The 26,426-nt window shown below is 46.6% G+C and carries 23 protein-coding genes; 8 read left to right on the top strand and 15 right to left on the bottom strand.

Annotation, left to right across the window (positions count from 1 at the left end):
- Positions 1-336: 336 nt before the first annotated feature.
- Complete coding sequence (locus NG833_RS09345) at positions 337-837, bottom strand: pentapeptide repeat-containing protein (RefSeq protein WP_207087034.1); 501 nt, start codon at positions 835-837, stop codon at positions 337-339.
- A 128-nt stretch (positions 838-965) separates the two neighbouring features.
- Between NG833_RS09345 and NG833_RS09340 the strand changes: the two genes are divergently transcribed.
- Together NG833_RS09340 and NG833_RS09335 are read left to right on the top strand one after the other, a co-directional pair.
- Positions 966-1,319 carry a phage holin family protein gene (locus NG833_RS09340; RefSeq protein WP_254565018.1) on the top strand — a complete coding sequence of 118 codons (354 nt, stop codon included), beginning with the start codon at positions 966-968 and terminating at the stop codon, positions 1,317-1,319.
- Positions 1,320-1,405: 86 nt separating this feature from the next.
- A complete protein-coding gene (locus tag NG833_RS09335) occupies positions 1,406-2,278 on the top strand; it encodes an S-methyl-5'-thioadenosine phosphorylase (RefSeq protein WP_254565017.1) in 873 nt (290 codons plus the stop codon).
- 277 nt (positions 2,279-2,555) lie between these two features.
- Here the strand turns inward: NG833_RS09335 and NG833_RS09330 are convergent, their stop codons facing one another.
- Entirely contained in the window at positions 2,556-3,200 is a 645-nt protein-coding gene (locus tag NG833_RS09330; RefSeq protein ID WP_254565016.1) for a hypothetical protein, read from the bottom strand.
- A 330-nt stretch (positions 3,201-3,530) separates the two neighbouring features.
- Between NG833_RS09330 and NG833_RS09325 the strand changes: the two genes are divergently transcribed.
- Positions 3,531-4,190 carry a ribonuclease H-like domain-containing protein gene (locus NG833_RS09325; RefSeq protein WP_254565015.1) on the top strand — a complete coding sequence of 220 codons (660 nt, stop codon included), beginning with the start codon at positions 3,531-3,533 and terminating at the stop codon, positions 4,188-4,190.
- 410 nt (positions 4,191-4,600) lie between these two features.
- Here the strand turns inward: NG833_RS09325 and glcD are convergent, their stop codons facing one another.
- From glcD to miaA, 4 genes are all read right to left on the bottom strand, one after another.
- Positions 4,601-6,076 (bottom strand): glycolate oxidase subunit GlcD, encoded by a 1,476-nt coding sequence (gene glcD, locus NG833_RS09320; protein ID WP_254565014.1) that lies wholly within the window; start codon positions 6,074-6,076, stop codon positions 4,601-4,603.
- A 92-nt stretch (positions 6,077-6,168) separates the two neighbouring features.
- Entirely contained in the window at positions 6,169-6,891 is a 723-nt protein-coding gene (locus NG833_RS09315; RefSeq protein ID WP_254565013.1) for a class I SAM-dependent methyltransferase, read from the bottom strand.
- 123 nt (positions 6,892-7,014) lie between these two features.
- Positions 7,015-7,776 carry a GDSL-type esterase/lipase family protein gene (locus tag NG833_RS09310; RefSeq protein ID WP_254565012.1) on the bottom strand — a complete coding sequence of 254 codons (762 nt, stop codon included), beginning with the start codon at positions 7,774-7,776 and terminating at the stop codon, positions 7,015-7,017.
- Positions 7,777-7,864: 88 nt separating this feature from the next.
- On the bottom strand, positions 7,865-8,818 hold the full coding sequence (gene miaA, locus NG833_RS09305; RefSeq protein WP_254565021.1) for a tRNA (adenosine(37)-N6)-dimethylallyltransferase MiaA: 954 nt from the start codon (positions 8,816-8,818) through the stop codon (positions 7,865-7,867).
- Between the two features lie 230 nt (positions 8,819-9,048).
- On the opposite strand from miaA, the gene NG833_RS09300 reads away from it, so the two are divergent.
- Positions 9,049-12,642: a DNA gyrase subunit B gene (locus tag NG833_RS09300; protein WP_254565011.1), complete on the top strand. Its 3,594-nt coding sequence runs from the start codon at positions 9,049-9,051 to the stop codon at positions 12,640-12,642.
- Positions 12,643-12,975: 333 nt separating this feature from the next.
- Complete coding sequence (gene cobJ, locus NG833_RS09295) at positions 12,976-14,874, top strand: precorrin-3B C(17)-methyltransferase (protein ID WP_375293894.1); 1,899 nt, start codon at positions 12,976-12,978, stop codon at positions 14,872-14,874.
- A gap of 213 nt (positions 14,875-15,087) precedes the next feature.
- On the opposite strand, the gene NG833_RS09290 is transcribed toward cobJ, so the two are convergent.
- The 4 genes from NG833_RS09290 to NG833_RS09275 all read right to left on the bottom strand — a co-directional run bounded on the left by NG833_RS09290 (position 15,088) and on the right by NG833_RS09275 (position 16,601).
- Positions 15,088-15,318, bottom strand: a complete 231-nt coding sequence (locus NG833_RS09290) for a hypothetical protein (protein ID WP_254565010.1) — start codon at positions 15,316-15,318, stop codon at positions 15,088-15,090.
- Between the two features lie 208 nt (positions 15,319-15,526).
- The gene (locus tag NG833_RS09285) at positions 15,527-16,060 is read right to left on the bottom strand and encodes a hypothetical protein (protein WP_254565009.1); all 534 of its coding nucleotides are present in this window, start codon (positions 16,058-16,060) and stop codon (positions 15,527-15,529) included.
- A 5-nt stretch (positions 16,061-16,065) separates the two neighbouring features.
- On the bottom strand, positions 16,066-16,272 hold the full coding sequence (locus NG833_RS09280; protein ID WP_254565008.1) for a hypothetical protein: 207 nt from the start codon (positions 16,270-16,272) through the stop codon (positions 16,066-16,068).
- Positions 16,272-16,601 carry a hypothetical protein gene (locus tag NG833_RS09275; RefSeq protein WP_254565007.1) on the bottom strand — a complete coding sequence of 110 codons (330 nt, stop codon included), beginning with the start codon at positions 16,599-16,601 and terminating at the stop codon, positions 16,272-16,274. The genes NG833_RS09280 and NG833_RS09275 overlap by 1 nt, the downstream gene beginning before the upstream one ends.
- Positions 16,602-17,264: 663 nt before the next feature.
- Here NG833_RS09275 and NG833_RS09270 point away from each other — a divergent pair.
- Complete coding sequence (locus NG833_RS09270; RefSeq protein WP_254565006.1) at positions 17,265-17,795, top strand: hypothetical protein; 531 nt, start codon at positions 17,265-17,267, stop codon at positions 17,793-17,795.
- Positions 17,796-17,947: 152 nt separating this feature from the next.
- Here the strand turns inward: NG833_RS09270 and NG833_RS09265 are convergent, their stop codons facing one another.
- From NG833_RS09265 to NG833_RS09255, 3 genes are all read right to left on the bottom strand, one after another.
- Positions 17,948-18,226: an Rpn family recombination-promoting nuclease/putative transposase gene (locus tag NG833_RS09265; protein WP_254565005.1), complete on the bottom strand. Its 279-nt coding sequence runs from the start codon at positions 18,224-18,226 to the stop codon at positions 17,948-17,950.
- Between the two features lie 77 nt (positions 18,227-18,303).
- Positions 18,304-19,134, bottom strand: a complete 831-nt coding sequence (locus tag NG833_RS09260; protein ID WP_254565004.1) for an Rpn family recombination-promoting nuclease/putative transposase — start codon at positions 19,132-19,134, stop codon at positions 18,304-18,306.
- Between the two features lie 104 nt (positions 19,135-19,238).
- Positions 19,239-19,817, bottom strand: a complete 579-nt coding sequence (locus NG833_RS09255; RefSeq protein ID WP_254565003.1) for a Uma2 family endonuclease — start codon at positions 19,815-19,817, stop codon at positions 19,239-19,241.
- A 400-nt stretch (positions 19,818-20,217) separates the two neighbouring features.
- On the opposite strand from NG833_RS09255, the gene NG833_RS09250 reads away from it, so the two are divergent.
- Positions 20,218-20,421, top strand: a complete 204-nt coding sequence (locus tag NG833_RS09250) for a hypothetical protein (RefSeq protein ID WP_254565002.1) — start codon at positions 20,218-20,220, stop codon at positions 20,419-20,421.
- Positions 20,422-20,712: 291 nt separating this feature from the next.
- Here NG833_RS09250 and NG833_RS09245 read toward each other — a convergent pair whose 3' ends face one another.
- Together NG833_RS09245 and glgP are read right to left on the bottom strand one after the other, a co-directional pair.
- Positions 20,713-21,546 (bottom strand): Tab2/Atab2 family RNA-binding protein, encoded by an 834-nt coding sequence (locus NG833_RS09245; RefSeq protein WP_254565001.1) that lies wholly within the window; start codon positions 21,544-21,546, stop codon positions 20,713-20,715.
- Positions 21,547-21,638: 92 nt separating this feature from the next.
- A complete protein-coding gene (gene glgP / locus NG833_RS09240; protein ID WP_254565000.1) occupies positions 21,639-23,858 on the bottom strand; it encodes an alpha-glucan family phosphorylase in 2,220 nt (739 codons plus the stop codon).
- Between the two features lie 943 nt (positions 23,859-24,801).
- Here glgP and NG833_RS09235 point away from each other — a divergent pair.
- Positions 24,802-26,079, top strand: a complete 1,278-nt coding sequence (locus NG833_RS09235; protein ID WP_254565019.1) for a valine--pyruvate transaminase — start codon at positions 24,802-24,804, stop codon at positions 26,077-26,079.
- Positions 26,080-26,426: the final 347 nt, after the last annotated feature.

Raw genomic sequence — 26,426 nt, 5'->3', positions numbered from 1 at the left:
TTGGTAGGGGCGCAATGCTTGCGCCCTGGGGCGAAACCCGTTTCGCCCCTACAGGCATCGGTTTTAGCTCTTTCCCTGTGTATTGGTAGGGGCGCAATGCTTGCGCCCTGGGGCGAAACCCGTTTCGCCCCTACAGGCATTGGTTTTAGCTCTTTCCCTGTGTATTGGTAGGGGCGCAATGCTTGCGCCCTGGGGCGAAACCCGTTTCGCCCCTACAGGCATTGGTTTTAGCTCTTTCCCTGTGTATTGGTAGGGGCTTCGATGCTCGAAGCCCCTACCAAGGGCGCAAGCATTGCGCCCCTACAAGAAATAACGATTATAGACTGGAAGATGATGTTACCGACATCCGAGGGATTCACGAGTATCAACCCCGGTTTTCGGATTAACGCCACTGGCGGTTTCACAGAGTTGCTTGACTTGCGCCCCATCTAAAATGGCATCGGTGAAATCAGCCCCGGTAATCTTCATCTTCTTGACATTCGCACCGAGAAACAGCGCCTCGACTAACACTGCATCGGTGAAATCCGCATTGGTTAAATTGGTCCATTCCAGCATGGAATTGGTCAAATCCGCCCCATGAAAATTCGCCTCTTTCATCATGGAGAGGCTGAAAATGGCCCCCTCTGCCTGAACATTGGAGAAATTCGTAAATTGTAAGTCTGCATTAGAGAACTCTGCGGTCCTTAGAAACTGCCCTGAAAAGTCTTTGCCGGAAAGTTGGGCATTGCTATAGGAAAGCGGAGGCGGATAGTATTTATAAGCCTGCGCTAATGCGGGTAAGGGCATGAATAAGAGCAGGATAGCTAAGGCAGCAGCAGCCAAGTGTCGCAAGTTCATAACGGAATTTGTCAAGGTTTTTTTTACACTAACCCAGCAAGGTCTATAGCTCAGGGTACTGCATCTGGGGGCTAATTGCCCAAATCTGTGGTTACAATTTAAGGTGAAGTGACCCTGGAAATAGACTTATGCTCGGTTTTATCATCACTTGGTTGGTTGCGGCCATTTCCCTGCTGATTACAGCCTATATTGTCCCCGGTATCTACGTCGCTGGGTTTTCATCCGCTGCCCTGGCTGCTATATTAATGGGGTTGATTAATGCCATTGTCAAACCGATTCTGGTCCTTTTGACGTTACCGTTAACGATTTTGACTTTGGGATTATTTTTGTTGGTGATTAATGGCATCACTCTGGCCCTGGTGGGATATTTTACCCCAGGGTTTGATGTCAATGGCTTCTTGCCAGCTATCATTGGAGCAATCGTGTTATCGTTGGTGTCGAGTGCGATCGGGCATTTGGTGAAAGAGGGAACGAATGCTTAAAAACCGACCCCATTTAATTTAAACTTCATTAAGATAAGCCCGCATCAGCGGGCTTTGTTTTGAAACAATAGAGGAATTAAGATACAATGGAACCCGTTAAAATCGGTATTATTGGGGGAAGCGGACTCTATCAAATGGAGGCGCTTAAAGATATCGAAGAAGTGCCGATGAATACCCCCTTTGGTTCTCCTTCCGATGCGGCGATCGTGGGGAGTTTAGATGGCATCCGGGTGGCTTTTTTAGCCCGTCATGGTCGTCACCATAGTCTGATGCCTTCGGAAATTCCGTTTCGGGCTAATATTTATGCCCTGAAACAGTTAGGGGTGGACTATATTATTTCGGCTTCGGCGGTGGGGTCTTTGAAAGAGGAGGTGAAACCGCTGGATATGGTGGTTCCGGATCAGTTTATCGATCGCACTCAACATCGGATGTCCAGCTTTTTTGGTGAGGGAATTGTTGCTCATATTGGCTTTGGGGAACCTGTTTGCGATCGCCTCGCGGAAATCCTCGGGGATGCAGTTGCCAGTTTGAATTTACCGGAGGTTAATCTGCATCGCGGCGGGACTTATGTCTGTATGGAAGGACCGGCTTTTTCCACTCAAGCTGAATCTAATTTGTATCGCAGTTGGGGGGCGAGTGTCATTGGCATGACCAATTTAACCGAGGCAAAATTGGCCCGGGAAGCGGAAATTTCTTATGCGACTTTGGCCTTGGTTACGGATTATGACTGTTGGCATCCCATGCATGATAGTGTAACAGTGGAGATGATATTGGATCACCTCCATGCCAATGCGGATCATGCCCAAAAAGTAATTCAAGAAGTTGTACGTCGGGTGGGTGAAAATCCGCCAGAAAGTAAGGCGCATTCGGCGTTAAAATATGCAATTTTAACCCCAATGGAACGAGTACCTCCTCGGATTAAGGATAAATTAAAGGTGATTTTGCAGAAATATTTGTAATACCAAATCCGGTTGTCAAAGACCAATTTTCCTCTTCAGCCTGCGGAGGCAGGCTTCGTCCGTATAGCCCCACCCTTTAGGGTGTGGGTTTTCTTTGAGGGTGTGGGTTTTCTCCAGCCTGCGGAGGCAGGCTTCGTCCGTATAGCCCCACCCTTTAGGGTGTGGGTTTTCTTTGAGGGTGTGGGTTTTCTCCAGCCTGCGTTTGGCGTAGCCTGCGCGCCAGCGCTTAGGCAGGCTTCGTCCTGTGAGCCTCCACCCTTGAGGGTGTGGGTCTTTATTACTCGGAAAGGGTTTTAATTTCTTGTTCTAAATTACGGCGGGCGATCGCCTCTTTTTCCGCAAACATTAGGGGCGTAAAATATAGGCGATCGCGCTGTAATATTCCTTCCAAAAATTGGGTTCTTCCCTGGCGATAGTCGGCTTCTGAAAATATCACAAATTCTCGGCGAATGGCTTGGGAATAAAACTGATATTCTGAGGGTTCTTCCCCCAAAATTGCCCAATCTGCATCCAGGAGTATTTGAGTATCCAAGTCATCCGCTGTTGCTTCATGATGTTTCGTCCGAAGAATCAGGGTTTGGGTGGCGGCAATGGTTGAGGCGGGAATGTTTAATTTCGGTAAGACTTCCCCGGCATATTCCGCACTTTTTTCCTCATTATCCGATGCAGTTGGGTCATAAATAACATCATGAAACCAAGTGGCTAAATAAATAGCCGGGAAATCCGTCGCCAGAGATTTCATCCGGTCCAAGGTTGACATCATCAACTGAATATGACCGAGGTTATGATAATATCGTTGGGGATGAGAATAGGTACTGACTAAATTAAATAAGACTTTTTTACCGAGTTTGCGATCGGCAGAAAACTGTTCTAACAAGGCGTCCCAAGTCAATTTGAGGCCCAATCCATCTACATAGCTCATGATCCACGCGATCGCCTAAAATAATCGTGTCCACACACAAAGTCTCCTCGGTTGTAGCCTGCCACTACGGTCACTGTCAAACTTCACGAGAGTGATTTTCTCCAGGCATCCAAGGAAACGGAGGACCCGCTTGGAATTTTCCCGGGGAAATCTGGCCCATTACAGGGATAACTCGGCAATCCTGCCGTTGCCGTGAATATCCCGAGAGAGGGTCTCAACTTTCCTAGGGCCTTGGTGCGATTAACCCCGGGAAGTTGCCATGAAAATCCCGATAGAATTGTATGATATAGTATATCTCTTATTAACTATCTTCTTGTATTGTAGGCTACCATGTGGAAAAAAGAACTCTGGCTGGAAACTCAGTTCATTAACAATTTTTATCAGGGTCCTCTCCATAACTTAGTCTTTATTGATTTAGAATTTTTCCCGGTTTACATCACACCCAACAAAGTTCAACAAAGAATTTTTGGCTATACAATTACTCGAATCCTAGAGTCCAATGATTCTCAATATATTAAAATACAATTAATTGAAAATTATCGAGAAGAAAAGCATCTCGTTAAGGAAATTATTAGCGACTTGCAATTATTGCAAAGTAAAATTTTTGTCGGATTTAATATTATCAACAGTGATTTATATTGTTTGACCAAACGAATCAGGTCCTTGAGACTCAAACCCGACATCAGTCCTCTGACTATTTTAGATTTGTATGACCCCAAACAATCGCGATATCGCGGCGGATTAAATGGATTATTTGAATATCTGGATATCAACATTGACAAACAAATCAATGGTCTTTACATTCGCCGGAATGCCAAGCGCGTCCTGTCTCAAAAAGAAAATGCCAGCGAAATTATCAATAGAATTTATGAATATTGTTTAGAAGATGCCAAAAATTATTTTTATATTGTCTCCAATTGGAAACAAAAATTTCCACCTTTAGACCCGGACACCTTTCTCCAGTATGAGTTTAAGGTTAAACGGTATTAAGCCCAGTTGACTTCTTACAAAATACTGGTATGATCCCCCCAACCCCCCTTAAAAAGGGGGGCTTTTTAGAATAACCTGTTTTTGAGAGGGTTCAAAGGGATTGATTCACGGGAATCGGGAGCATCTCAATTTCGCCTCAAAGGGGAATTTACAACTCTTGCTCCCCCTTCCCTCGTAGGGAAGGGGGCTGGGGGGTTAGGTCTCTTTGCCTTCTTGAGATGCTCCCCGGGAATCGGGAGCATCTCAATTTCGCCTCAAAGGGGAATTTATACGTCTTGCTCCCCCTTCCAGCAAAGACATTCATTCCTTATACCTCCCTCTCCTTGTAGGAGAGGGCCGGGGAGAGGTGGGAAGGGGGCTGGGGGGTTAGGTCTCTTTGCCTTCTTGAGATGCTCCCCGGGAATCAACCCTTAAAACGCCTCTATTCCCTCAAACTTTTGAGTCTTTAGGGCATTGGCTGCTTCCCCACAGGTTCGGGGAGTGGGAAATAGTTTGTCCGGATTTGCCAATCCTTTGGGGTTAAACACGCTACGCACCCATTGCATGGTTTCTAAATCAATTTCATTAAACATTTCGCTCATGTAGCATTTTTTATCGGCCCCAATGCCATGTTCTCCGGTGAGACTTCCTCCGACTTTTACGCAAAGTTTGAGAATTTCTCCCCCTAATTCTTCCACTTGTTCTAAGGCCCCGGGAATGGCATTATCATAAAGCACTAAGGGATGCAGGTTGCCATCTCCGGCATGAAAGACATTCGCCACTCGATAGCCATATTTTTGGCTGAGTCCTTCGATTTCTTTCAAGACATAAGGCAATTGAGTCCGAGGAATGACCCCATCTTGAACATAATAATCGGGGCTTAAATGTCCCGCTGCGGCAAAGGCTGCTTTGCGCCCTTTCCATAATTTCATCCGGGTTTCTAAGTCCCTGGCAGAGGTAATATTTCGCGCCCCATTTTGCTTGCAGAGTTCAGAAATTCGCTTTTTGTTTTTATCAACTTCGACTTGCAATCCATCAATTTCTACCAATAAAATTGCCGTGGCATCTCGGGGATAGCATCCGGTGGCAACGACATCTTCTACGGCATTAATGCTGAGGTTATCCATCATTTCCATGCCAGCGGGAATGATGCCTGCACTGGTAATGGCAGAAACGGCGGCACCGGCATCTTCAACGCTGGTAAAATCGGCTAAGAGGACGCAAATCGCTTCTGGGGTTTTGAGAATGCGAAGAGTGATTTCTGTGGCGACTCCTAATGTGCCTTCGGACCCCACAAATAATCCGGTTAAATCATAACCGGGCATTTCCGTGAGTTCACCTCCCACTTCGACAATGGCACCATCAGGCAGGACTAATTTTAAGCCTAAAACATGATTGGTGGTAACGCCATATTTGAGGCAGTGAACCCCGCCGGAATTTTCGGCAACATTGCCACCAATGGAACAGATAATTTGACTGGAAGGGTCGGGAGCATAATAAAATCCTGCGCCGCTTACGGTTTGGGTGACCCAGTTATTAATTACCCCGGGTTGGACGACTACTCGCTGATTTTCTAGGTCAACGTTGAGGATTTTTCGCATTAATGCGGTGACGATTAAGACGCAGTTTTCGATAGGTAATGCACCGCCAGAGAGTCCGGTTCCTGCACCTCGGGGTAACCAGGGAATGTTATGCCGATCGCAGATTTTAATCGCTTCAGAAACCTGTTCGGTGGTTCGAGGTAATACCACTAATGCCGGACGTTGCCGGTAACTGGTTAATCCATCACATTCATAAGTAAGGAGTTCTTCTTTTCTTCGGACTACTCCATCTTTACCAACAACTCGTTCAAATTCTTTAATAATCGGTTTCCAGTCGCGTTTTGATTGGGTTTTTTGGGCCAGCATGGTAATTTTTCCTGCTTAGGGTTTATCAAAGTTTGAGTTTAAATTATCCGGGTATTTTAGGATAATTTTTGTGCAAAACTGCCGGCAATTTGTTATCCGACGGGTTGCCGATCGCGACTCTGTGCGGAAGCAGCAGAATAGCGATTGTTAGCGGAACTGGTCCAACTAAGCACTTGAATTCCATTGCCAAATGTTGCTTCCCCGACGACGGTAGAGAGTTCGGGAATCCCTTGACATTCCAGATGGGCGGCGATAAAATCTTTTTGGGCTTGTTGGACGGTTTTCCAGTGACCATTGTTAACAATCACTAAGGCGCGATCGGCTAAAAAGTTTTTCATGAACAGTAAACCAATGAGTTGCGATCGATAGTCATAAGCACAATCATAAAAATAGACTCCCACTTTAGGCGTAGGTTGGCGATCGCGTAAATCCAGCAGAAACCTTTCAAAGTCTTGATTGTAAAACTCAACCCGATCCAACACCTTAAATTGGGTTAAATTTTCAATCAGGGTTTCATAACTCTCGCTACTTTCATCCCATTCCGAGAAATTATCTACCCCATAAGCGTGGCGATTCTGTTGATCCAGCAATGCGCCAATTAAACTCGACCCTTGATAAGTGCCAATTTCACAATAAATTTCCCCGGGTTCCAGACAAGACACCGCTAAATTGATTAACTGCATCAAATTCGCTGTCGTCGTCCCTTGGACGCGATCGAGGACCTCCTGGAACTTGTCAGAACAGGGTTTGACTGAATCTTGACCCCAATTTTCATAACAATGAGGAAGCATTTCAATAAACTTCAGATAATCCATCCATTCACCTCGGATAATGTTGTGGGTTGTTGGTCATTTGTCATTGGTCATTTGTTGTTGGTCATTTGTCATTTGTCATTGGTCATTTGTTGTTGGTTGTTGGTTGTTGGTTGTTGGTGGGGGTCATTGGTCATTGGTGGGGGTTAGGGGTTGGGGTGGGTTGGGGAATCGGTTTGATTCTTCATCCAATCCCTCCGTGTCGCGTTGCACATAATTTGCGATCGCCCCTTTCCAAATCAAGTAGGCAGTCCCATTCAAATGTAACCCATCTAGGGTGTAGCGTTCATCCAATTGTTGATTTTCATCCACCAGTTGAGAATGTAAATCAATATAAGAATAAGAATAATTTTCGCTTAACCGTTTCAGTTGAGTATTCAAATTTCTAATCATTTCATTGCTAGGGCCTTTTTCAAACAGTGTTGGGTTGATGGGTAAAACACTTTGGACATAAACTTCGGTTTGCGGGGATTGTTGTTTAATAGTCGCTAAAATTTGTTGATAATTAACTAAAATCCCCGAAAAATCCTTTTTTCGCGCTAAATCATTAATGCCAATCATCAGAAAAATTTGACGGGGTTGAGAGGCGAGAATTGGACTTAATCGATTCAAGACCCCATCGGTTGTATCGCCCATAATTCCCCGATTGACAATTTGGGGATGATTTAAAATCTCGTTCCATTCACAGGAATCGGTTAAACTATCCCCCAGAAAAATAATGGGACTGCTGACTTCGGTAAGATTTTCAAACAAACTCTGGCGATGTTGATAGTAAATCTCAACCCAAGACTGAGAAGAGGTTTTTGCCGGAGTTGAATTGAAGTGTCTTAAAATGTAGGGAATTCCTCCTTTTTTTGCAATCAAGACCACCGCTAGAATCAAACCCATGATATTCAAAGTTAGTGATAAAATGAACTTGGGTTCCAACTGAGTAGATTTCATAACTTTAACTTCAACTGGATAAAAATAGTCAGGATTAAGGGGTTCGACTCGTTAGGGAAGGGAGGCCAACCTGGGCGACTTTTGTCTGTTCAAGAAACCCTTGAACTCTTTGCCAGACACGTTCTAGCAAATCGGGCCGATCAACGGCAAACCATTCAATATGCCGATCGCCTCGGAACCAAGTCCGCTGCCGTTTAGCAAATTGTCGGGTATGTAATGCCGTTAATTCTTGTGCTTCTTCCTGGGAAATTTCTCCCGCCAAATATTGCTTAACTTCAGCATATCCGAGGGTATGAAGCAGCGGTAAGTCAGACCCATATTTTTGACAAATTGATTCCACTTCCGCCACGAAACCCGCCTCAAACATTTCCTGAGTACGAATTAAAATTCGCCGATCGCCTTCTTGGACCTCGCTACAATCTAAACCAATCTGTAAAATGGGATAACTGGGAGGATTTTCTCCTTGTTGTTGAGAAATTGGGCAGCCGGTGACGTAAAATACTTCTAATGCCCGCAGGGTTCTGACCGCATCGTTGGCATGAATTCGGATGGTACTCTCGGGGTCCACCTGTTGCAGCATGGCGTAACATTGAGCTTGACCCAAGGCAGTCAACTGCGATCGCAATTCAGGATTAGGGGCCACCCGGGGAATTTTCAACCCCTTAACCACCGCCTTCAGATATAATCCGGTCCCTCCGACTAACAAGGGGACCTGATTGAGTCCCTGAACCTCAGCGATCGCCTGATTTGCCCGGTCCTGATAATCCGCCACGGTCAAATTATCCGTCGGATCGCAGATATCCAGGAGATAATGAGGGACCAATTGGCGATCGGCAGCAGTGGGTTTAGCGGTCCCAATATCAAACTCGCGATAAACCTGACGGGAATCTGCACTCAAAATTGGCGACCCCAGACCCTGGGCCAAATCCAATGCCAGACTGGATTTCCCCGTCGCCGTCGCCCCACAAATTACAATTAATCCAGGCATGATCGTCATTTGTCATTTGTCATTTGTCATTTGTCATTTGTCATTTGAGCAAGGACCAAGGACCAAGGACCAAGGACAAATGACCCATCCCCCCCCTGCATCCCCCCAAAAAATTTCTCTTCTAATCGGGCTATCATCGCTGACAACCGTTTAGTGTTATAATTTTGACAGTTTTTGGTATTCTGACACTTTGTGGGCTGCAAAAGCCCGATTAATGGAGCTATCGTGGTATGACCAGCAACTACAGCGCTGACCAAATACAAGTTCTTGAAGGACTCGAAGCAGTACGCAAGCGACCGGGGATGTACATCGGGACCACCGGACCCCGAGGACTCCACCATCTAGTTTACGAGGTTGTGGACAACTCGATCGATGAGGCGCTTGCTGGACACTGTACCCATATTGAAATTGAGTTCAATCCAGATGGCTCTTGTACCGTAACCGACGACGGTCGAGGCATTCCTACGGACATCCATTCTAAAACAGGAAGGTCCGCCCTGGAAACCGTCATGACTGTTCTCCACGCCGGAGGTAAATTTGGAGGAGGCGGTTATAAAGTCTCTGGAGGATTACACGGGGTGGGTATCTCCGTGGTTAATGCCTTATCGGAATGGGTTGAAGTCACCGTTTGGCGAGAGAAAAAAGTCCATACCCAACGGTATGAACGGGGTGCAGCAATTGGAGAACTGACAGGCAAACCGATTAAAGAAAATCGCACAGGAACCTCCGTTTGCTTTAAACCGGACCTGCAAATTTTTAGTACCGGCATTGAATTTGATTACAGCACAGTGGCGGGCCGATTACGCGAACTGGCCTACCTAAATGCTGGGGTTAAAATCACCTTTTCCGATAATCGGATTGAACTGCTCAAAAATAATGAACCCAGAGTTGAAAGCTATTGCTATGAAGGGGGAATTCGGGAATATGTAGAATACATGAACCGAGATAAACAGCCTCTTCATGAAGAAATTATTTACGTTGAAGGCGAACGGAATAATGTTCAGGTGGAAGTCTCGTTGCAATGGTGCACCGATGCTTACACCGATAATGTTTTGGGATTTGCTAACAACATCCGGACCATTGATGGAGGGACGCACCTAGAAGGATTAAAAGCGGTTCTGACCCGAACCATGAATGCGATCGCCCGCAAACGGAATAAACTCAAAGAAGGGGATTCCAATCTCGGTGGCGAGCACGTTCGGGAAGGGTTAACGGCAGTGATTTCCGTGAAAGTGCCGGACCCGGAATTTGAAGGGCAAACTAAAACCAAATTAGGCAATACCGAAGTCCGGGGAATTGTGGATTCTTTAGTGGGTGAAGTGCTCACGGAGTATTTAGAATTTCGCCCCAGTGTGGCGGATGCGATTTTAGAACGCGCAATTCAGGCATTTAATGCTGCGGAAGCTGCCCGACGCGCCAGGGAATTGGTGCGCCGGAAATCGGTCTTAGAATCATCTCCGTTGCCTGGAAAACTGGCGGATTGTAGTACCAAAGACCCCAGTGAAAGTGAAATCTACATTGTAGAAGGGGATAGTGCGGGAGGCAGTGCCAAACAAGGACGCGATCGCCGTTTCCAAGCCATCCTCCCCTTACGCGGTAAAATCCTGAACATCGAAAAAACCGATGATTCCAAGATTTACAAGAATACCGAAATTCAAGCCCTAATCGCCGCCCTCGGTTTAGGGATTAAAGGGGAAGAGTTTGACTCCACACAATTGCGCTATCATCGAATCATTATCATGAGCGTAGCGGGAGACGAACCCACTCTGGTCATGGATGACAAAGGGCAAACGGAGTTCGTCAAAATTGGTCAATTTATTGACGAATGCGTAGAAGGGCGTCGCAGTCCCGAACGCTATCGTGTGGTGTCCTTCGACCCCGTGACCCATGCCACCCGCTTTAAACCCTTGAAAGCGGTGATTCGACATGGCCATGAAGAAGCCATGTATAAAATTACCACCCGGTATAATCGCTCAGTCAAAGTCACCTCCTCCCATAGCGTATTCGTCTATGAAAACGGAGAAGTGATTCTCAAAAAAGGCAACGAAGTCAAATCGGGAGATTTGTTAGTCGCCTCTCGACGGTTACCGCGTCCCGCAGAAAGTCCAACTCGCATTGATTTGCTGGAGACCTTGTATCGCGCTGGACTGACGCGATCGCTCTACTTAAAAGGGGAAGATGTGCGCCGGATTGCCAGTCAGCGTCTGCTGGCTAAAGTTGCTACCCCAGGGGAATGGAACGAACCTCGGGTGGAATTGGCAGCGACGGCATGGCAACAACTGATTTCCCAACGGAAAATGGCCGGTATCACCCAGAAACAGGTGGCAACCGTCTGCGGTGTCAAACAACCGATTACCATCAGTCATTGGGAACGGGGTATCAATCGTCCCACGTTACCGAACTTTTTGGAATACCTAGAGGCGATCGGGGGGAACGAGAACATCGTTTATGAAACCGTCCCTTCTAAACTCGATCGCCTGTTAGAACAGGATGATACCAGCAAAAATGCCCTGTGGCGTGAAGTCACTGCCTATAAAGCATTTGAGTATTTCACCCCCAGCGAACTGATCCAACTCGGTGACGCGGTGCAAATTGTCCCCCAGGCGCATCAAAATAAAGCCTTTAATCGCTATTTGCCGATTACAAAGGAATTGATGAAATTCTTGGGATGGTATGTTGCTGAGGGAACCCTGAGTCAACACCAAGTGAGCTTAAATCTGGGTAAAAAAGACGAGCAGTTTATCCCGGCATTGAGTGAGGCGATCGCCGCTACCTTCGGAGAAACGCCACGGCGCTATCCTGACCCCGACAGTGACGGCATTAAACTCTATTTCCATAGTGTCGCTGCCGCCCGGTTATTGCAAGCCTGGGGTTTAGCCAAACCCGCCCATGAGAAGCAACTGCCTGATTTAGTCTTCAGCCTCCCAGAAGACCTGCAATTGGCCTTTTTAGAAGGCTATTTCCTCGGAGATGGCACGATTGGCAGCAATAACTTCTCCTGGACGACCAATTCCCCTGCCTTGAAAGAAGGGTTGCTGTATCTGTTCGGACAACTGGGATTAATTGCCACTCCCACCGAACATCAACCCTCAACCCCAGGGGATGCGCTAATCCAAACCCGCCATCCCTATTACACCCTGACCATTTGTGGGAAAGAGCAAATCGCTTTCTGTCAAGCAATCTGGCAACATCATGCCAATGCACCACAGTTGGAGGAACATTTAGCCCGTCCCACCCGCAAAGCACAGGATTTCGTCCCCATCAGCGATGATTTAATGGGACTGAAAGTGATATCGGCTGAGGAGATTGAATTAGTCGGTGACTATGTGTATGACTTCTCTGTAGAAGGGGATGAAAACTTCGTTTGCGGAACTGGCGGGTTATGTGCTCATAACACTGACGCGGACGTTGATGGGGCGCACATCCGGACTCTGCTGCTGACTTTCTTCTATCGCTATCAACGGGAAATGGTGGATCAAGGGTATGTTTATATTGCTTGTCCGCCGTTGTATAAGGTAGAACGGGGACGGAATCATTTCTACTGTTACAGCGATCGCGAACTGCAAAACTTGATCCGCAATGAATTCCCGGCGAATGCGAACTACACGATTCAGCGGTTTAAAGGGTTGGGTGAAATGATGCCAACCCAACTCTGGGAAACTACGATGAATCCAGAAAGTCGGACGTTGAAACGGGTGGAAATTGAGGATGCGGCAGAAGCCGATCGCGTGTTTACGGTGTTAATGGGCGATCGGGTCGCACCCCGTCGTGAGTTCATCGAAACCTACGGTCCTCAACTCAAACTGATGGATCTGGATATTTAAGGGTTTCGGGGTTTGATGTCCTGAGTCAAGGGTAGGGTGAGTCACCGGAATCTACTCAGGACTGAGGCCCTTTTAGGGAGAACATCTCAATTTTGCAAAGAGACCTAACCCCCCAACCCCCTTCCCTCTGAGGGAAGGGGGAGAAAGAGTTTTGTTCCACCCTCTCCTTGTAGGAGAGGGGGCACCGGCGGAGAGATCAGAGCGGTTTTAGGCCAAATTGAGATGCTCCCCTTTTAGGCAGAACATCCGATAGGATAGGGGCAGTATATGAACTGCCCCGCCTATAACGGATCAATACAAAAGACTGGCGCGTTGAATATCAGGAATTGTCCGTTGAAATTGTCACTGTTTGAGGATTATCAGCCGATCGCCGCGATCGCCGTTACCCCATCGGGGGTCAAACGATTACTATCTCTGTGTGATGCCACCGATGCCATCCTCTGGATACCCGCATCTTGTCAAGGTGCGATTGATGAGACAACTCACCCCAGAGTGCAGGTTTATACGGGTTCATTAACGGACCATCTCGCTCAGATTTGGCCGGATTGTGGGGCTTTTATCTTTTGTTTAGCAACCGGCGCAGTCGTTCGGGCGATCGCACCGTTGTTACAGCACAAATCCATCGATCCGGCAGTGATTGTGGTGGATGAAGCGGGGAAATTTACCATTAGTTTATGTAGTGGACATCAAGGGGGTGCGGACAAACTGACTCAGGCAGTCGCCTCTCACCTCGGTGCAACCCCCGTCCTCACCGGCGCATCATCGGCGTTGCAATTGCCCGGAATTGATGTGCTAGGCGTACCCTTTGGCTGGAAACGAGGGGAGGGTCAGTGGACCGCAGTCAGTGCGGCGATCGCTCGTCAGGAACCCGTAGAAGTCATCCAAGAAGTTGGTTGCACCCTGTGGCAAGAGAATTTACCGGAAAATCATCCCTTTGTCCTAGAATCGCCGGATGATTCAAAACCCTCCAAGGCAAGAGTCTGGATTAGTGCCATCCAGCGCCAGTTTGCACCAGATTCGGAATTCCCCAAGGTGCAATGGCATCCGCGAGTCTTGTGGGTGGGAGTCGGTTGCGAACGAGGAACATCGCGGCGAGTGCTGGAAACGGCGATCGCCCAAGTTTGTCAGTCCCATCATTTCGCACAAGCTGCGATCGCCGGAATTGCCACCCTTGATATTAAAGGCGATGAAGTGGGATTATTGGAGTTGTGCGAGGCGCGTCAGTGGCCGTTAAAAACCTTTCCCTCAGAGGTTTTAAAGTCAGTTACAGTTCCCACCCCCTCAACGGTGGTGGAACAGGAAGTGGGAACTCCCAGTGTAGCAGAAGCCGCGGCGATCGTTGCTGCGCAAGAGGGGAATTCCCTGGGTGAAACGGCCAATTCTCTTCTCGTTTCTAAGCAAATTTTTCGCTTAGAGGGGGAACCCGGTGCCGTGACAGTGGCGATCGCCCAAGCGGAGAGAGAATATACCGGACGTGAGGGAAAACTCTGGTTAGTGGGAACGGGTCCAGGAGCGTTAAACCAGATGACCCCAGCCGCACAAACCGCCATTGCCACAGCAGATCTGGTGATTGGTTATACCCTCTATATTGATTTAATTAAACCCCTCTTGCGTCCGGGTCAACTGGTGCAATCGTTGCCAATTACCCAAGAAAGACAGCGCGCAGAACTGGCGATCGCGTTTGCCGAGTGGGGATTAACCGTCGCCGTAATTTCCTCTGGAGATGCGGGAATTTACGGCATGGCGGGATTAGTCTTAGAACAACTCCGGGATGGGGGTTGGGATGGTCAAACCCCAGGGGTACAAGTCTTTCCCGGAATTACCGCCTTACAAGCGGCTGCCTCTCGGGTGGGAACACCGTTAATGCATGATTTTTGTGCGATTAGCCTGAGTGATTTGCTCACCCCTTGGACGATGATAGAAAAGCGGTTAGAAGCAGCCGCAGCAGCGGATTTTGTGGTCGCGCTTTATAACCCGCGATCTCGCACTCGAACCGAACAGATTGCCACCGCACAGGGGATTTTTCTCAAGTACCGAAAACCCGATACTCCCGTGGCGATCGTGCGATCGGCATATCGAGAAGACGAACAAATCACCCTCACCACCCTGGAAAAACTCCTAGAAAACCCCATAGATATGCTCAGTACCATCCTCATCGGCAATCAAAGCACCAGTCTCTATGAAAATTGGATGATTACCCCCAGAGGGTATCTCGGATTCGAGACCCGCTAAACCCATTAAAGCCAGAAACCCGGTTTCTTTACCAACTTTTTGCGAATCAGCCATTCATTAAAGTAAGAAACCCGGTTTCTGGTCCTACAGCTTCAAGAATTACGAAATCTTTAACATAAAACCCTAAAGAATGTAGATGCGATTCGCTTTCTCGCATCTACATTTAAGCTAGATTCTCACTGCCAATTCCCTAGGTTTCACCCTTCGTAAAACCTAGGTTTCTTGAATTCCTTGACGGACTTGTTCGACAGTTAACCCCAAAATTTGGGCCGTTTGCTCTACCGTAAACCCCCGGGATAGCAACTGCGGGACTACTTCAAGTTTGCCTTCGAGTCTGGCTTCGAGTCTGGCTTCGAGTCTGCTTTCAATCAGACCTTCGAGTTTGCCTTCGAGTTTAATATCTTGATACAGTCTGGATTGCTTGAACCCACTCACGTCTATCATCTTTTTTACCTCTTCGCGTCTGAATTTAGAAAACTTGTACAATACGACCGTCTCTATTAATTCTACAACTTCTGCGCGATTGATTAAGGGGGGCTAAGAGATTTTTGCAAGATATTTAATAACTTGCATGATGTTTAGTTCACATTCAATAGATTCCGGATTGACTGATTCAGATGATACTGTTCAGATGAACTACAGCACAGCAAGATTAGTTTTCCATGACGTATAGATATCCCTCCTTGTACTGCTTTTTAGAAGTCATTATGTAGACAATTAAATAATTTTTTAAGTCAAATACTTCTTTGATGCCTGAAACCAAATTGTTCGTGTCATATTTAAGGAAGTTATCGGCATTTATTTTTGACAGAGAACTGTTTATGTACTGAACCAAATCGTTTGTAAACTCTTGAAATGATTGGCTATCTTTTAATTTTTGGCTTTGACAATAGTAGACTTGACCAGATAGACTTTTAATGGGTGATTTTTGACTGGATTGCCTCTCCAATTCCTTGACTTCACCCTGAACCTTCTCCTCTTGATCCGGGTTAGCATCCTGAACTTCAGGAAGAGGCTGCTCAAGGAGTCCAGTTGTTTCAAAGGATTGTTGGATGAACTTCTCGAAAATTGTAACAAGCTCTGGAACTGATATTAGAATAGCTCCCTGGGTAAAGCTCTCTTTATCATAAACAATATATTCACCCTCTTTTTTCAATTTTAGGGCAAAGTTTAGGGTATAGGTCATAGGTTTTAGGGGGTAACTTCCCGAGCAACTATCGTAATTTTAATGGAGTAGGAATCCACCGCTTCATAGGCGGTCCTGGCTGCTGAACGGCATCGAATGATGATTTCTGTTGCATCCGGAACCGCGCGGAGTTGAGCGCCTACAATCTGATCTAGCATAGGGCGAGTCAAATGCCGATCTTTATACTCTAAAGCAATCTTCTGGTAGGCCATTAATAATCACCATTTATCAAAATATTTCTAATTCGTGTGGCTACGTTTTTGGCTCCTTTTTTCGTGGGAGCAATAATCCGAATGACGCAATCAATCCCGCCATCTTTACCATACCGATTCTCTACAATTTGTGGAGTCAGTGGGGTCCCCCCTACATCGGTGAATTCAACGGTTTCAAATCGTTTGAGTCTTAGCATTAAGCGTTTGAGTTCGTCATGCTCAAATTTATACCCCATTTGACTAGGGGTTAATTTTTCTACGGGTTTGAACCCTGTAACATTGAAAAAATTAAAGGAGTTTTGAACCCATCCGACAATCAAATCAATCATAATTGTTTGCTCCTTGTACCTGTTAATTCAGATGTTTTTGCAAATCATGGCCCATCAGATTTTACTTGGCTAGGATCTGATAGGAGGACTTAGAAGAGTAGAAAGAATCAAGGCCGATCGCACCCTATTGCAGTCCTGAAAGTTCCTCAACAACGGTGCGATCGCCGTTGAGTTATATCTGGTTAATTCCTGGATTTTCTACAGGTGCGATCGCCCAGTCAATTTTACTTCTTGAATAGTAAGCCAATCACAGATATGGGAATGACCACGATTCCCCACACAATCACAACCCCAATCATACCCAGTCCAGCACCTGCTACATAGGCATCACTGGATTCCATCATTGTAGTGTCTAAGGATCCAGCACCAGAAAATAACCAGTATCCGCACACAAGGGTCCATAGAATTACGATAGCTCTAATCATCACTTTCTCCTTTGAGTTAAGGTAGCAAGGTTCACTGGCAAGCCCCTACACAAGCATTGCTCAAGTTCTGGCAGTGCGATCGCCTGCTCAATCCTTATTGTCTTCTAATCCTTATTCCTTTAGACAAGTCGGAAAAGGACGGATAAAGACGGCTCTTTTTTTTAAAAAATCTTAAAAGGGCGGATCATAGCGGATAATAGCGGATAGGGAAAAGTTTGAGAGGGTTGATCGCGGCACTATGAACTGGCAATCGGTGTTGAAATCAATTGATGACTTAGTGTTTCAGCAAACGGGTAAACATCTTGATAATCTGCAAATGGCAATTTTGAAGGGCGTCCTTAATGGTGAGAAGTATGCAGACATTGCCGAACAGTATAAATGCACGAAGGGTCATGTCAAGGATGAGGGATACGAACTTTGGCAAATTTTGTCACAAATTTTAGGGGAAGACTTAAACAAATCTAATTTTTCCGCTACGATTGAACGTTTGGGGCTTTTAAATCATCAAATTATTGGAAATCCCGTCCAAATTGTTAATCTCAACCTTTGTGCTAATCCGGATAATTTGGAAGTAAATAATAAGGAGAGGGTCAATCCTGATTTACATTCAGATTCCACCCCCAATCAGGAAAGCTCAAATCAAAAAAATTTAGACCCTACCGTTATCAAAACTATCTATAAGTTCAATGAACTAGGATTAACTCCCGAACAAATTGCCGAAACGATGGATTTACCGTTATCTCAAGTCCTAGATTCATTCAAAAAATAAACCAAACTTAAGGTCAGTTTAAATCAACCTCTTAATCGATTAAACAAATCAGGCCCTATTCCATCCCATAAATTCACGATTTTGTATAAAAAATACTGCGATAGAGTCAATCACCCTACCGCAGATTCAAATGTTTTAACCCGTCATCACACCTAGGTTTCTTGAATCCCTTGGCGCACTTGTTCGACGGTTAAACTCAAAATTTGTGCCGTTTGCTCTACTGTAAATCCCCGGGACAACAACTGCGGGACTACTTCAAGTTTGCATTCGAGCTTAATATCTTGATACAGCTTGGATTGCTTGAATTCATTCACGCCTATCATCTCTTGGACCTCCTCGCGGCTTAATTTAGAAAACTTGTACAATACGACCGTCTCTATTAATTCTACAACTTCTGCGCGATCGGCGTCATCGGTTATTTCAAAAACCACACTATTTTTTATAAAAAATACTGCGGTAGAGTCAATTACTCTCCCGCAGATTGAAAGGGTTTAGCCCTTCGTCTAACCTAAGTTCCTTGAATCCCTTGGTGGACTTGTTCGACAGTTAACCCCAAAACTTGTGCCGTTTGCTCTACCGTAAATCCTTGGGAAAGCAACTGCGGGACTACTTCAAGTTTACCCTCCAGCTTGCCTTGCATCAGACCTTCAAGTTTGCCTTCGAGCTTAATATCTTGATACAGTCTGGATTGCTTGAATTCATTCACGCCTATCATTTCTTGGACCTCCTCGCGGCTTAACTTAAAAAACTTGTACAATACGACCGTCTCTATCAAGTCTACAACTTCTGCACGTTCAGCGTCATCGGTCAAGTTCTGCCTTGCCTGAACCACAAGCTGTCTGGCTTGTTCCGCAGCAGAAGCCTCTCGCTTCTCAATGATTAACTGGACAATCCGCATTCCTAACGAGGTTTCGGGGACCTCGGATAACTCGTCCAGATAGATGCGCTGAACTTGATTAGAATTCAGTAGTGCTTTATAGGGGGCCAGTTCCTTCGGTTCATAACTACGTCGGCCAAAAATGACCACCACTCGCCAGTTTTGAGCGGGATTGTTTTGATGGAGGTATAGAAAGAGTTCGGCAAATAAATTGGCATAAAATTTTTTGTCGCTGTAAAATTGTACCTCTACCAAATTCAAGGGCATTTCTGGAAACTCAGCTTTGGGGATAAACAACCCATCAATCCGAAAGGCGGTTTGTTTGAGTTCCACGGACGAAAATTCATAAGCCTCTGCTTCGGAGGCGGGACGACCAATCAATTCAAAGAAGCAACTGGGTTGTTGTTTAAACAGTCTGTAAAATATCGGGTCTGTTTCCATGTCAGCAGGAGTAGATGGCACTCCAGTGTGATGTCTTGATTAAGTATTATCTTATCATAGTTAGGGTTTAAAAAACTATACTTACCTCAAATTAAGGCCAATTTATGATGACAGTTTTCTGAAAATTACGCGCCTAGGTTTCCGGCTGCTAACACTTGGTCAACAGTTAAGGTTAATTCGGGGAAAAATTGAGAGGCTATGGGTTGACTTGCGGTTAAGATGGTTTCTTCATAGAATCCTTCTTCTAGGCGTAAGAGGGAGAGTTGATTTAGGATGGGGTCTACAATCCAATATTCGACGATTTCGGCGGCTGCATATTCCGATCGCTTATATCGATAGTCCCGGTTGACGGATTCAGGACTGACCACTTCTACCACTAATAAAGGCGGGGTTTGAAACACCAAAGATTTTTGGCTTAATTCCTGGGCTTGTTCGAGAGTGACCACGCAAATATCCGCTAGACGAGACTTCTGTGGTCCGGTTCTGATTCCTGCATCTTTAAAACAGATCCATTCTAAAGATTTGCGGTTTATTTCAGATTCTAACGCTTTTTCAAGAAATCTTGCAATTAAAAAATGCTCTAAACGGGGTGGATTCATGACCTCTAATTTCCCATTGACTAATTCATATCGGTTCGCGCTTCCATCATCATACTGGAGATAGTCTTCAAAGCTGCATAATTTATCGGCGAGTAAAGTATTCATGACAAGGGTTTAGATGGGATTGATGGATGCCATTATAGCGCATCCCATGACCACCACTCTGGTGGTTCACGGGTCAGAGGGGTCCGGAGGGAGGAACAATGGGGAGAGAAATATCCTTTAGAAAGTATCCCTTTGATTGATACGGAGTATCATCGATCGCCCTTAAGAAACTTCTGGATCTTCTGGGGAGGCAGTCGCCCCCAAAATAGGTCCCTCCGTTCCGGCAACCTCGGCTCATCTCTCAACCATGACCATTTTTTGAATTTTGTCAATGACATCGATCGCGAATTTTCTGCCAATTTTTCACAGTCATCCTATGTTGGCGATCGCTCCCTAAATTCACCAAATCTTTAAGAATAAAAATTGAGTGTTGTGCAATAGATGCAAATAGGGTGCAATCATGCTAAGTCAAACAACTTTACCTAAACTTTCGGTGGATCAAATTGTCGATAGAATCTTTGCTTTGCGGCAAATAACCCGCGTTGACCAACAACTGTTGATGACAACGCTACTCTCGAAAAATGCCCTGAATGACCGTGAACATACGCAAATTAGTCGTGTCTTTGATGCAGTTCAACGCGGGTTAGTTCGGGTTGTCGAGTAAGGTTCATGGGGTAATTACGGATGAAAAATGCTGGTTCTCAGTCGAGCTAACGCAGTTTTTCTTCTGTGTTGTCCTCTCAAGAGCGCAGAACATGAGTAGCAACAAATGTTTGGCTACGCACCGTGGTTCGTTTTCTCGTGGATACTATCTCTTCAATCTTAATTACTGGCACTTATGAATGTCTATTAATAAAAAGTAGCCTGCTGGATCCCTGAGTCCAGCAGGCTCTATCATATTTCAAGGATCAGCAAAATCCCCATATCTTTCTTTGTAGCAACCTTGTTTCAGGTTTTAGCTATTTTGCAATAACCAAAACCCGCTATAGGTCATCCCAGAATCATCGGGTTGGATCAGCAAAAAATGTAACCCCTGAGTTGCCTGTTTCCGCTGTTGAAAGGTTTGACCCGCCTCGGCAACTTCTGTATCCTCAAAGGTAGCAATAATCCACCGTTCTACTAATCCCGCCTCTAAAATTAGTCCATTGGGAGGTCCGGGATTGTAATCGATCGCCACTGGGGATGCTTCCTGAAACCATTGAGCCATTTTCAGCGATTGCCGTCCGCCATCGAAAACCACTCCCGGAATCACCGCATTAGAAGGGAGTCCCAAGGCAACTGGCGTCAATTCCTCCGGGATATGACGAATCCGGATTGCTCTTTCAGCAAACACTTCCATCAAATAAGCGGCACTCACGGAAGCAAACCGCCAGCGATCGCCCCATAATTCTTCCGGCAAAGGTCCCGGTGGCGGGCGATCGCTGACTAACGGTTCATAAGGTTCATGAGTATAATTCGGCTCATTTCTATACTTCTGCGCCTTTTGCACCAACCATGATTTTAAAGCCGGAGTGCGTCGAGACGCTTCTACCTTCACCCCCAACTTTTCCCCTGCTGCTACCATCAAACTCAGCGACTGGGGACGAAACACGGCGATCGCCTCCGGTAATCTCCCTTCCCCGGCAATTTGCAGTTGTTCCGCTAACCAAGTTGAGTTTGCCTCCGCTTGGGAACAGCGACTACTCCATTGGAAATTAAGCGTTGCATCACAGAGACACAACTCCCATAACGGTTCCCCTGTAGCACTTTGTAAAGGACGACGATAAAAATCTGCTTGCCAAATCACCACAACTACTATCCCAATTAAATCCGACTGTAGAGGCGATTCGCGAATCGCCTCTACAGGCAGGCGGAGGTTTGAACCCCCGCCGATAATCCCAATTACACCAAAACGCTGGCGAGAATCGGTTCTAAATCAAGCTGAATCCCGGGTGCATACACCTTTGCCACATAATCCGCCACCATGCGATCGGTGTTGAATAACGGTGCATTGGTCTTAATCGAACCCTTCATCATCTTAATCCAACCGTGAGATAAGCCAGTATTCGGGTCGATGTCGTAATACAGGGGAACAATTTCCTCCTCTAATAACCGATACAGGGATTCTGCATCAATTTTATCCTGCATTTCTTGGTCGCTGGTATGAGCATCTTCTCCGATCGCCCAACCATTCATCCCTTTGCCATCAGGACCCGTTTGATAGCCTTCACACCACCATCCGTCTAACACGCTGCAATTAATCCCGCCATTAAAGCAGACCTTTTGACCGCTTGTTCCCGATGCTTCCAGGGGACGACGGGGGGTATTTAACCACACATCTACCCCTTGCACCAACTTCCGTCCCGTGTACATATCGTAATCCGGCAGCACAATCACGCGGTTTTGCAACAGGGAATGTTGTTGACTCCATTCATAAATCCGTTGCAGAATCCGTTTGCCTTGCTCATCTGCCGGGTGTGCTTTCCCGGCAAACACGATTTGCACCGGGCGTTCTGGGTTGCTGAACAGACGTAGCGATCGCTCCAAATCATGCATCAACAAATACCCCCGCTTGTAGGTACTGAAGCGGCGCGCAAACCCAATTGTTAGCACATTCGGGTCTAAAATCCGGTCTGCTGCATCCACCCATTGGGGATTTTCTCCCCGTTGTTGCCTTGCACGTTTAATTTTAGTGCGAGTGTGAGCAATTAACCGCTCTTTCAGCAGTTGATGACGCCACCAGAGTTCCTCATCGGGAATGTCATCTACCTTCGCCCACATTTGCGGGTCAGCGATGCGATTGGACCAATCCTCACCGAAATACTGAGCATACAGGTCACTCAGCAGAGGTGCAGTCCAGGTGCGCTGATGCACGCCGTTGGTGATATGACCGATCGGGACTTCTTCCATCGGGCGATCGGGATACATAATATGCCACATCTTCCGGGAAACTTCCCCATGTAAGGCAGAGACGCCATTGGCAGTCCGGCACATCCGCAACGCCAGTACAGTCATGCCAAACGGTTCCCAAGGGTCTCCCAAACGCCTTGCACCCACTGCCATGAATTGTTCCTGAGTCAGTCCCAGAGTAGGCCAATAGTGGGAGAAGTAAGACTCGATCAAGTCTCCGGAAAACACATCGTGACCCGCAGGAACTGGGGTGTGAGTGGTGAAGACACAACGTTCGCGAACCGACTGTTCTACATCGTAGAAACTCTTACCCGTGCGCTGCATTTCCAGGCGGGCAACTTCTAGGGTGCAGAAAGCGGCGTGTCCTTCGTTCAGGTGGCAAATGGCAGGGTTAATTCCCAGGGCCTCTAATGCTCTGACACCGCCAATTCCGAGGACAACTTCTTGGGCGATCCGGGTGTCTTGGTTGCCGCCATAGAGGTGTCCGGTTAACCAGCGATCGAGGGGGTCGTTATCGTGGCGATCGGTATCGAGTAAATAGAGGGAAACTCGCCCGACTTGTACACGCCAAATTTGAATTTTGACCACCCGATTGCGGATTTCTAATTCCACCGTAATCGGTTGACCATCGGCATCGGTGATTAACTCCAACGGCATCTGCTCGAAGATATTATCTACATAATAATCTTCTTGCCAGCCGTGACCGTTAATGCGTTGGCGGAAATATCCTTGCCGATACATTAAGCCAATCCCAATTAAGGGAACGCCTAAATCTGAGGCGGATTTGAGGTGATCCCCAGCTAACATTCCCAAACCACCGGAGTAGATGGGGAGGGATTCATGGATGCCAAATTCGGCGCAGAAGTACACGACGGGGCGATCGCCGGTAATCTGAGGGGCCACTCGACTCGCCCAGGTATCCCGAATCGCCATATAGCGGTGAAATTGCTCCGAAACCGCTTTCACCCGTTTCATGTAATCCGGGTCATTCGCCAACTGACTGAGGCGTTCTAGGGAAACAAATTGCAGCAAGGCAACGGGATTATGGTTCCACTGCTGCCATGCCTCGGGATCGATGTTGCGAAACAGAGAAATTCGTTCAGTGGTCCAACTCCACCAATAGTTATAAGCGATTTCTGCCAAGGGTTTCAGGGGAAGGGGCAATTTCTCCCGCAACTGTTGGCTGGCTTTCGTGTAATTTTCAATCACCATACTATGACACCATGCTTTCGAGAGGTTTTCGGTTGTCGGACATTTGACACAAGGGCGATACCCCGAAGACTCTCGATGGACCGATCGCTGCCAAGAGTATCCCGGGGCTGCTCCTTTGGCAACATTAGGATGAATTATAAATTTATTACCTCTTGGCGGTAAATAGGTGTTTTATTACACAATTTTAAGTTTTGCTTCAAATTCTCCTGGAACTGACCCTAGGGGCGATCGCCTCTTGACCCGTCTTTTGTGGGTTCCCCGGGGCCTAGAGTAGGAATCCGCCAATATCTTGCTCTGTAACCCTTGCACCGTCTTTCCTTCCTGATTTAACCCGAAAATTTTTCATCGTTCTAGGGGTTGAGTTCAGGGGATCTCCTGGAGCAATTTCGGGAGTCAGGGTCGGTGCGTCAGGGTTATTAATTGTGAGCAATTCTTGACGTTCAGTCTCTACAGGGGCGATCGCACCGGGTGGGGAGGCTGATCCCGCGCTGAGGGACCTCATCCTATTGCAGATTGGGAATGACCCATCTGGACAGGACTTAGGCATATTTTCCAAGGCAACCCTAGATATGTAGAGGCGATTCGCTTGCTCGCCTCTACATATCTAGGGGTAATGCGTAAAGGAACTCCAACAAATAAATCACCCCAATTTGATGCGATCGCACCTAATAAGACTGTCCACGCCCGCGCAGGCACCGCTTCGTCCTGTGAGCTTCCAGGCTTTCCTAGCGGAACGCTCATAGAACAGCCTGCGGGGTTTTTGGAGATTTTATTTTTTGGAGTTCCCTAATCGGAAAAGGGCTAGGTCCCTCAATGTCACCGGCCACCTGAACAAAGGGACCTGGAAATTATGAAGATGAGCCAAGGGCCGCGATCGCAACACCAAAAATCAGCTAAAATCGGTAAAAATCACGGCAAACTTATCGTTAATAGTAGAAGTCCTATGAATCCCGATCTGACTAAATTTGGTGAACAGATGTCCCAGCTTACTGGAGTGCGGGCCATCATGAAAGATATTAGCGAAACCTTACGCGCTTCTTCAGATCGGGATTTAATTAATATGAGTGCCGGAAACCCGGTCATTTTGCCCGAGGTGGAACAGTTATGGCGCGATTGTACCGCAGATTTACTCTCCTCCTCGGAGTATGGGGAAGTCGTATGTCGCTACGGAGAATCCCAAGGGTATCAGCCGTTTATTGATGTCATCAAAGCGGATTTTAACAAGCGCTATGGATTAAACCTGAGCGATCGCAATATTCTGATTACTCCTGGCAGTCAATGCCTCTACTTTTTTGCCGCCAATACTTTGGGTGGATACAGCAGCAGTGGACAACTCAAACAAATTGTCTTACCCCTAAGTCCCGATTATACCGGGTATGGGGGAGTCAGTTTAGTTCCGGAATCTTTAATTGCTTATAAACCCACCTTAGATTTAGATGCAACAGCACATCGGTTTAAGTACCGACCCGATTTCAGCCAATTAGAGATTAATGAAAATGCCGGTTGTGTGATTTTTTCTCGTCCCTGTAATCCCACCGGGAATGTGCTAACTGAGGACGAGGTGAAGAAAATTGCCGCAATGGCAGCACCTTATGATGTGCCAGTGTTTGTGGATTCAGCCTATGCACCGCCCTATCCGGCGTTGAATTTCACCGATATGACGCCGATTTTTGGGGGGAATATTATTCATTGTATGAGTTTATCCAAGGCGGGGTTACCGGGAGAACGGATTGGAATTGCGATCGGGGATGAACGCACGATTCAGATTTTGCAATCCTTCCAAACCAATTTGTGTATTCACTCCTCTCGCTATGGACAGGCGATCGCAGCAAGGGCGATCGCATCAGGCGCATTAGCCGAAATTGCCGAAACCGTCATTCGTCCTTACTACCAGCAAAAATTCACCGTCCTAGAAACCACCCTCGATCGCGCCATGCCAAAAGACCTCCCCTGGTTCTTGCATCGCGGTGAAGGCGCAATTTTTGCCTGGATGTGGTTCCAAGACTTACCCATGACGGATTGGGAACTCTATCAAGAATTGAAAAAAGTCGGAGTCATAGCCGTTCCCGGCAGCAGTTTCTTCCCCGGTTTACGCGAAGATTGGAAACACAAACATGAATGTATTCGCCTGAGTTTAACCGCCAGTGATGAAGCCATAGAAATGGGTATGGAACGTTTAGCAAAAGTGGTTGAAAAAGTATTTCAAGGCGTCATTGCCTAACTCAATTTAATCCCCCCGACAAAGATTCAAAAACCGGGTTTATAACCCAAAATTTGGCAACCTATCCAAATTGAAGGAGAAACCCGGTTTCTAACGCCCACAACAAAATTAATAGTATGTTTACCGACGAATTGATATTGATAAACCCGTTCTAACTGGACAGTGAAAAGTTCTATGAGATCATTATCAAGGGGCTTTTAACTGTCTAATGCGTCTGTGTATGTTGTTATGCATGAATAACTCTTTGGCCTGAAGGAATTTTGTCAAAAGTAAGCTGGGTGGACTTTCAGCTAAAATAGAAGGGGCAGATTGCTGTAGAGTAAGCCGAACAATTTGCTCACTCGGAT

The organism is Oscillatoria sp. HE19RPO, from assembly GCF_024220515.1.
GTDB lineage: Bacteria > Cyanobacteriota > Cyanobacteriia > Cyanobacteriales > Laspinemataceae > Laspinema.
The sequence above is the reverse complement of the archived record's forward strand: the minus strand, read 5'-3'. Positions and strand labels throughout refer to the sequence as shown.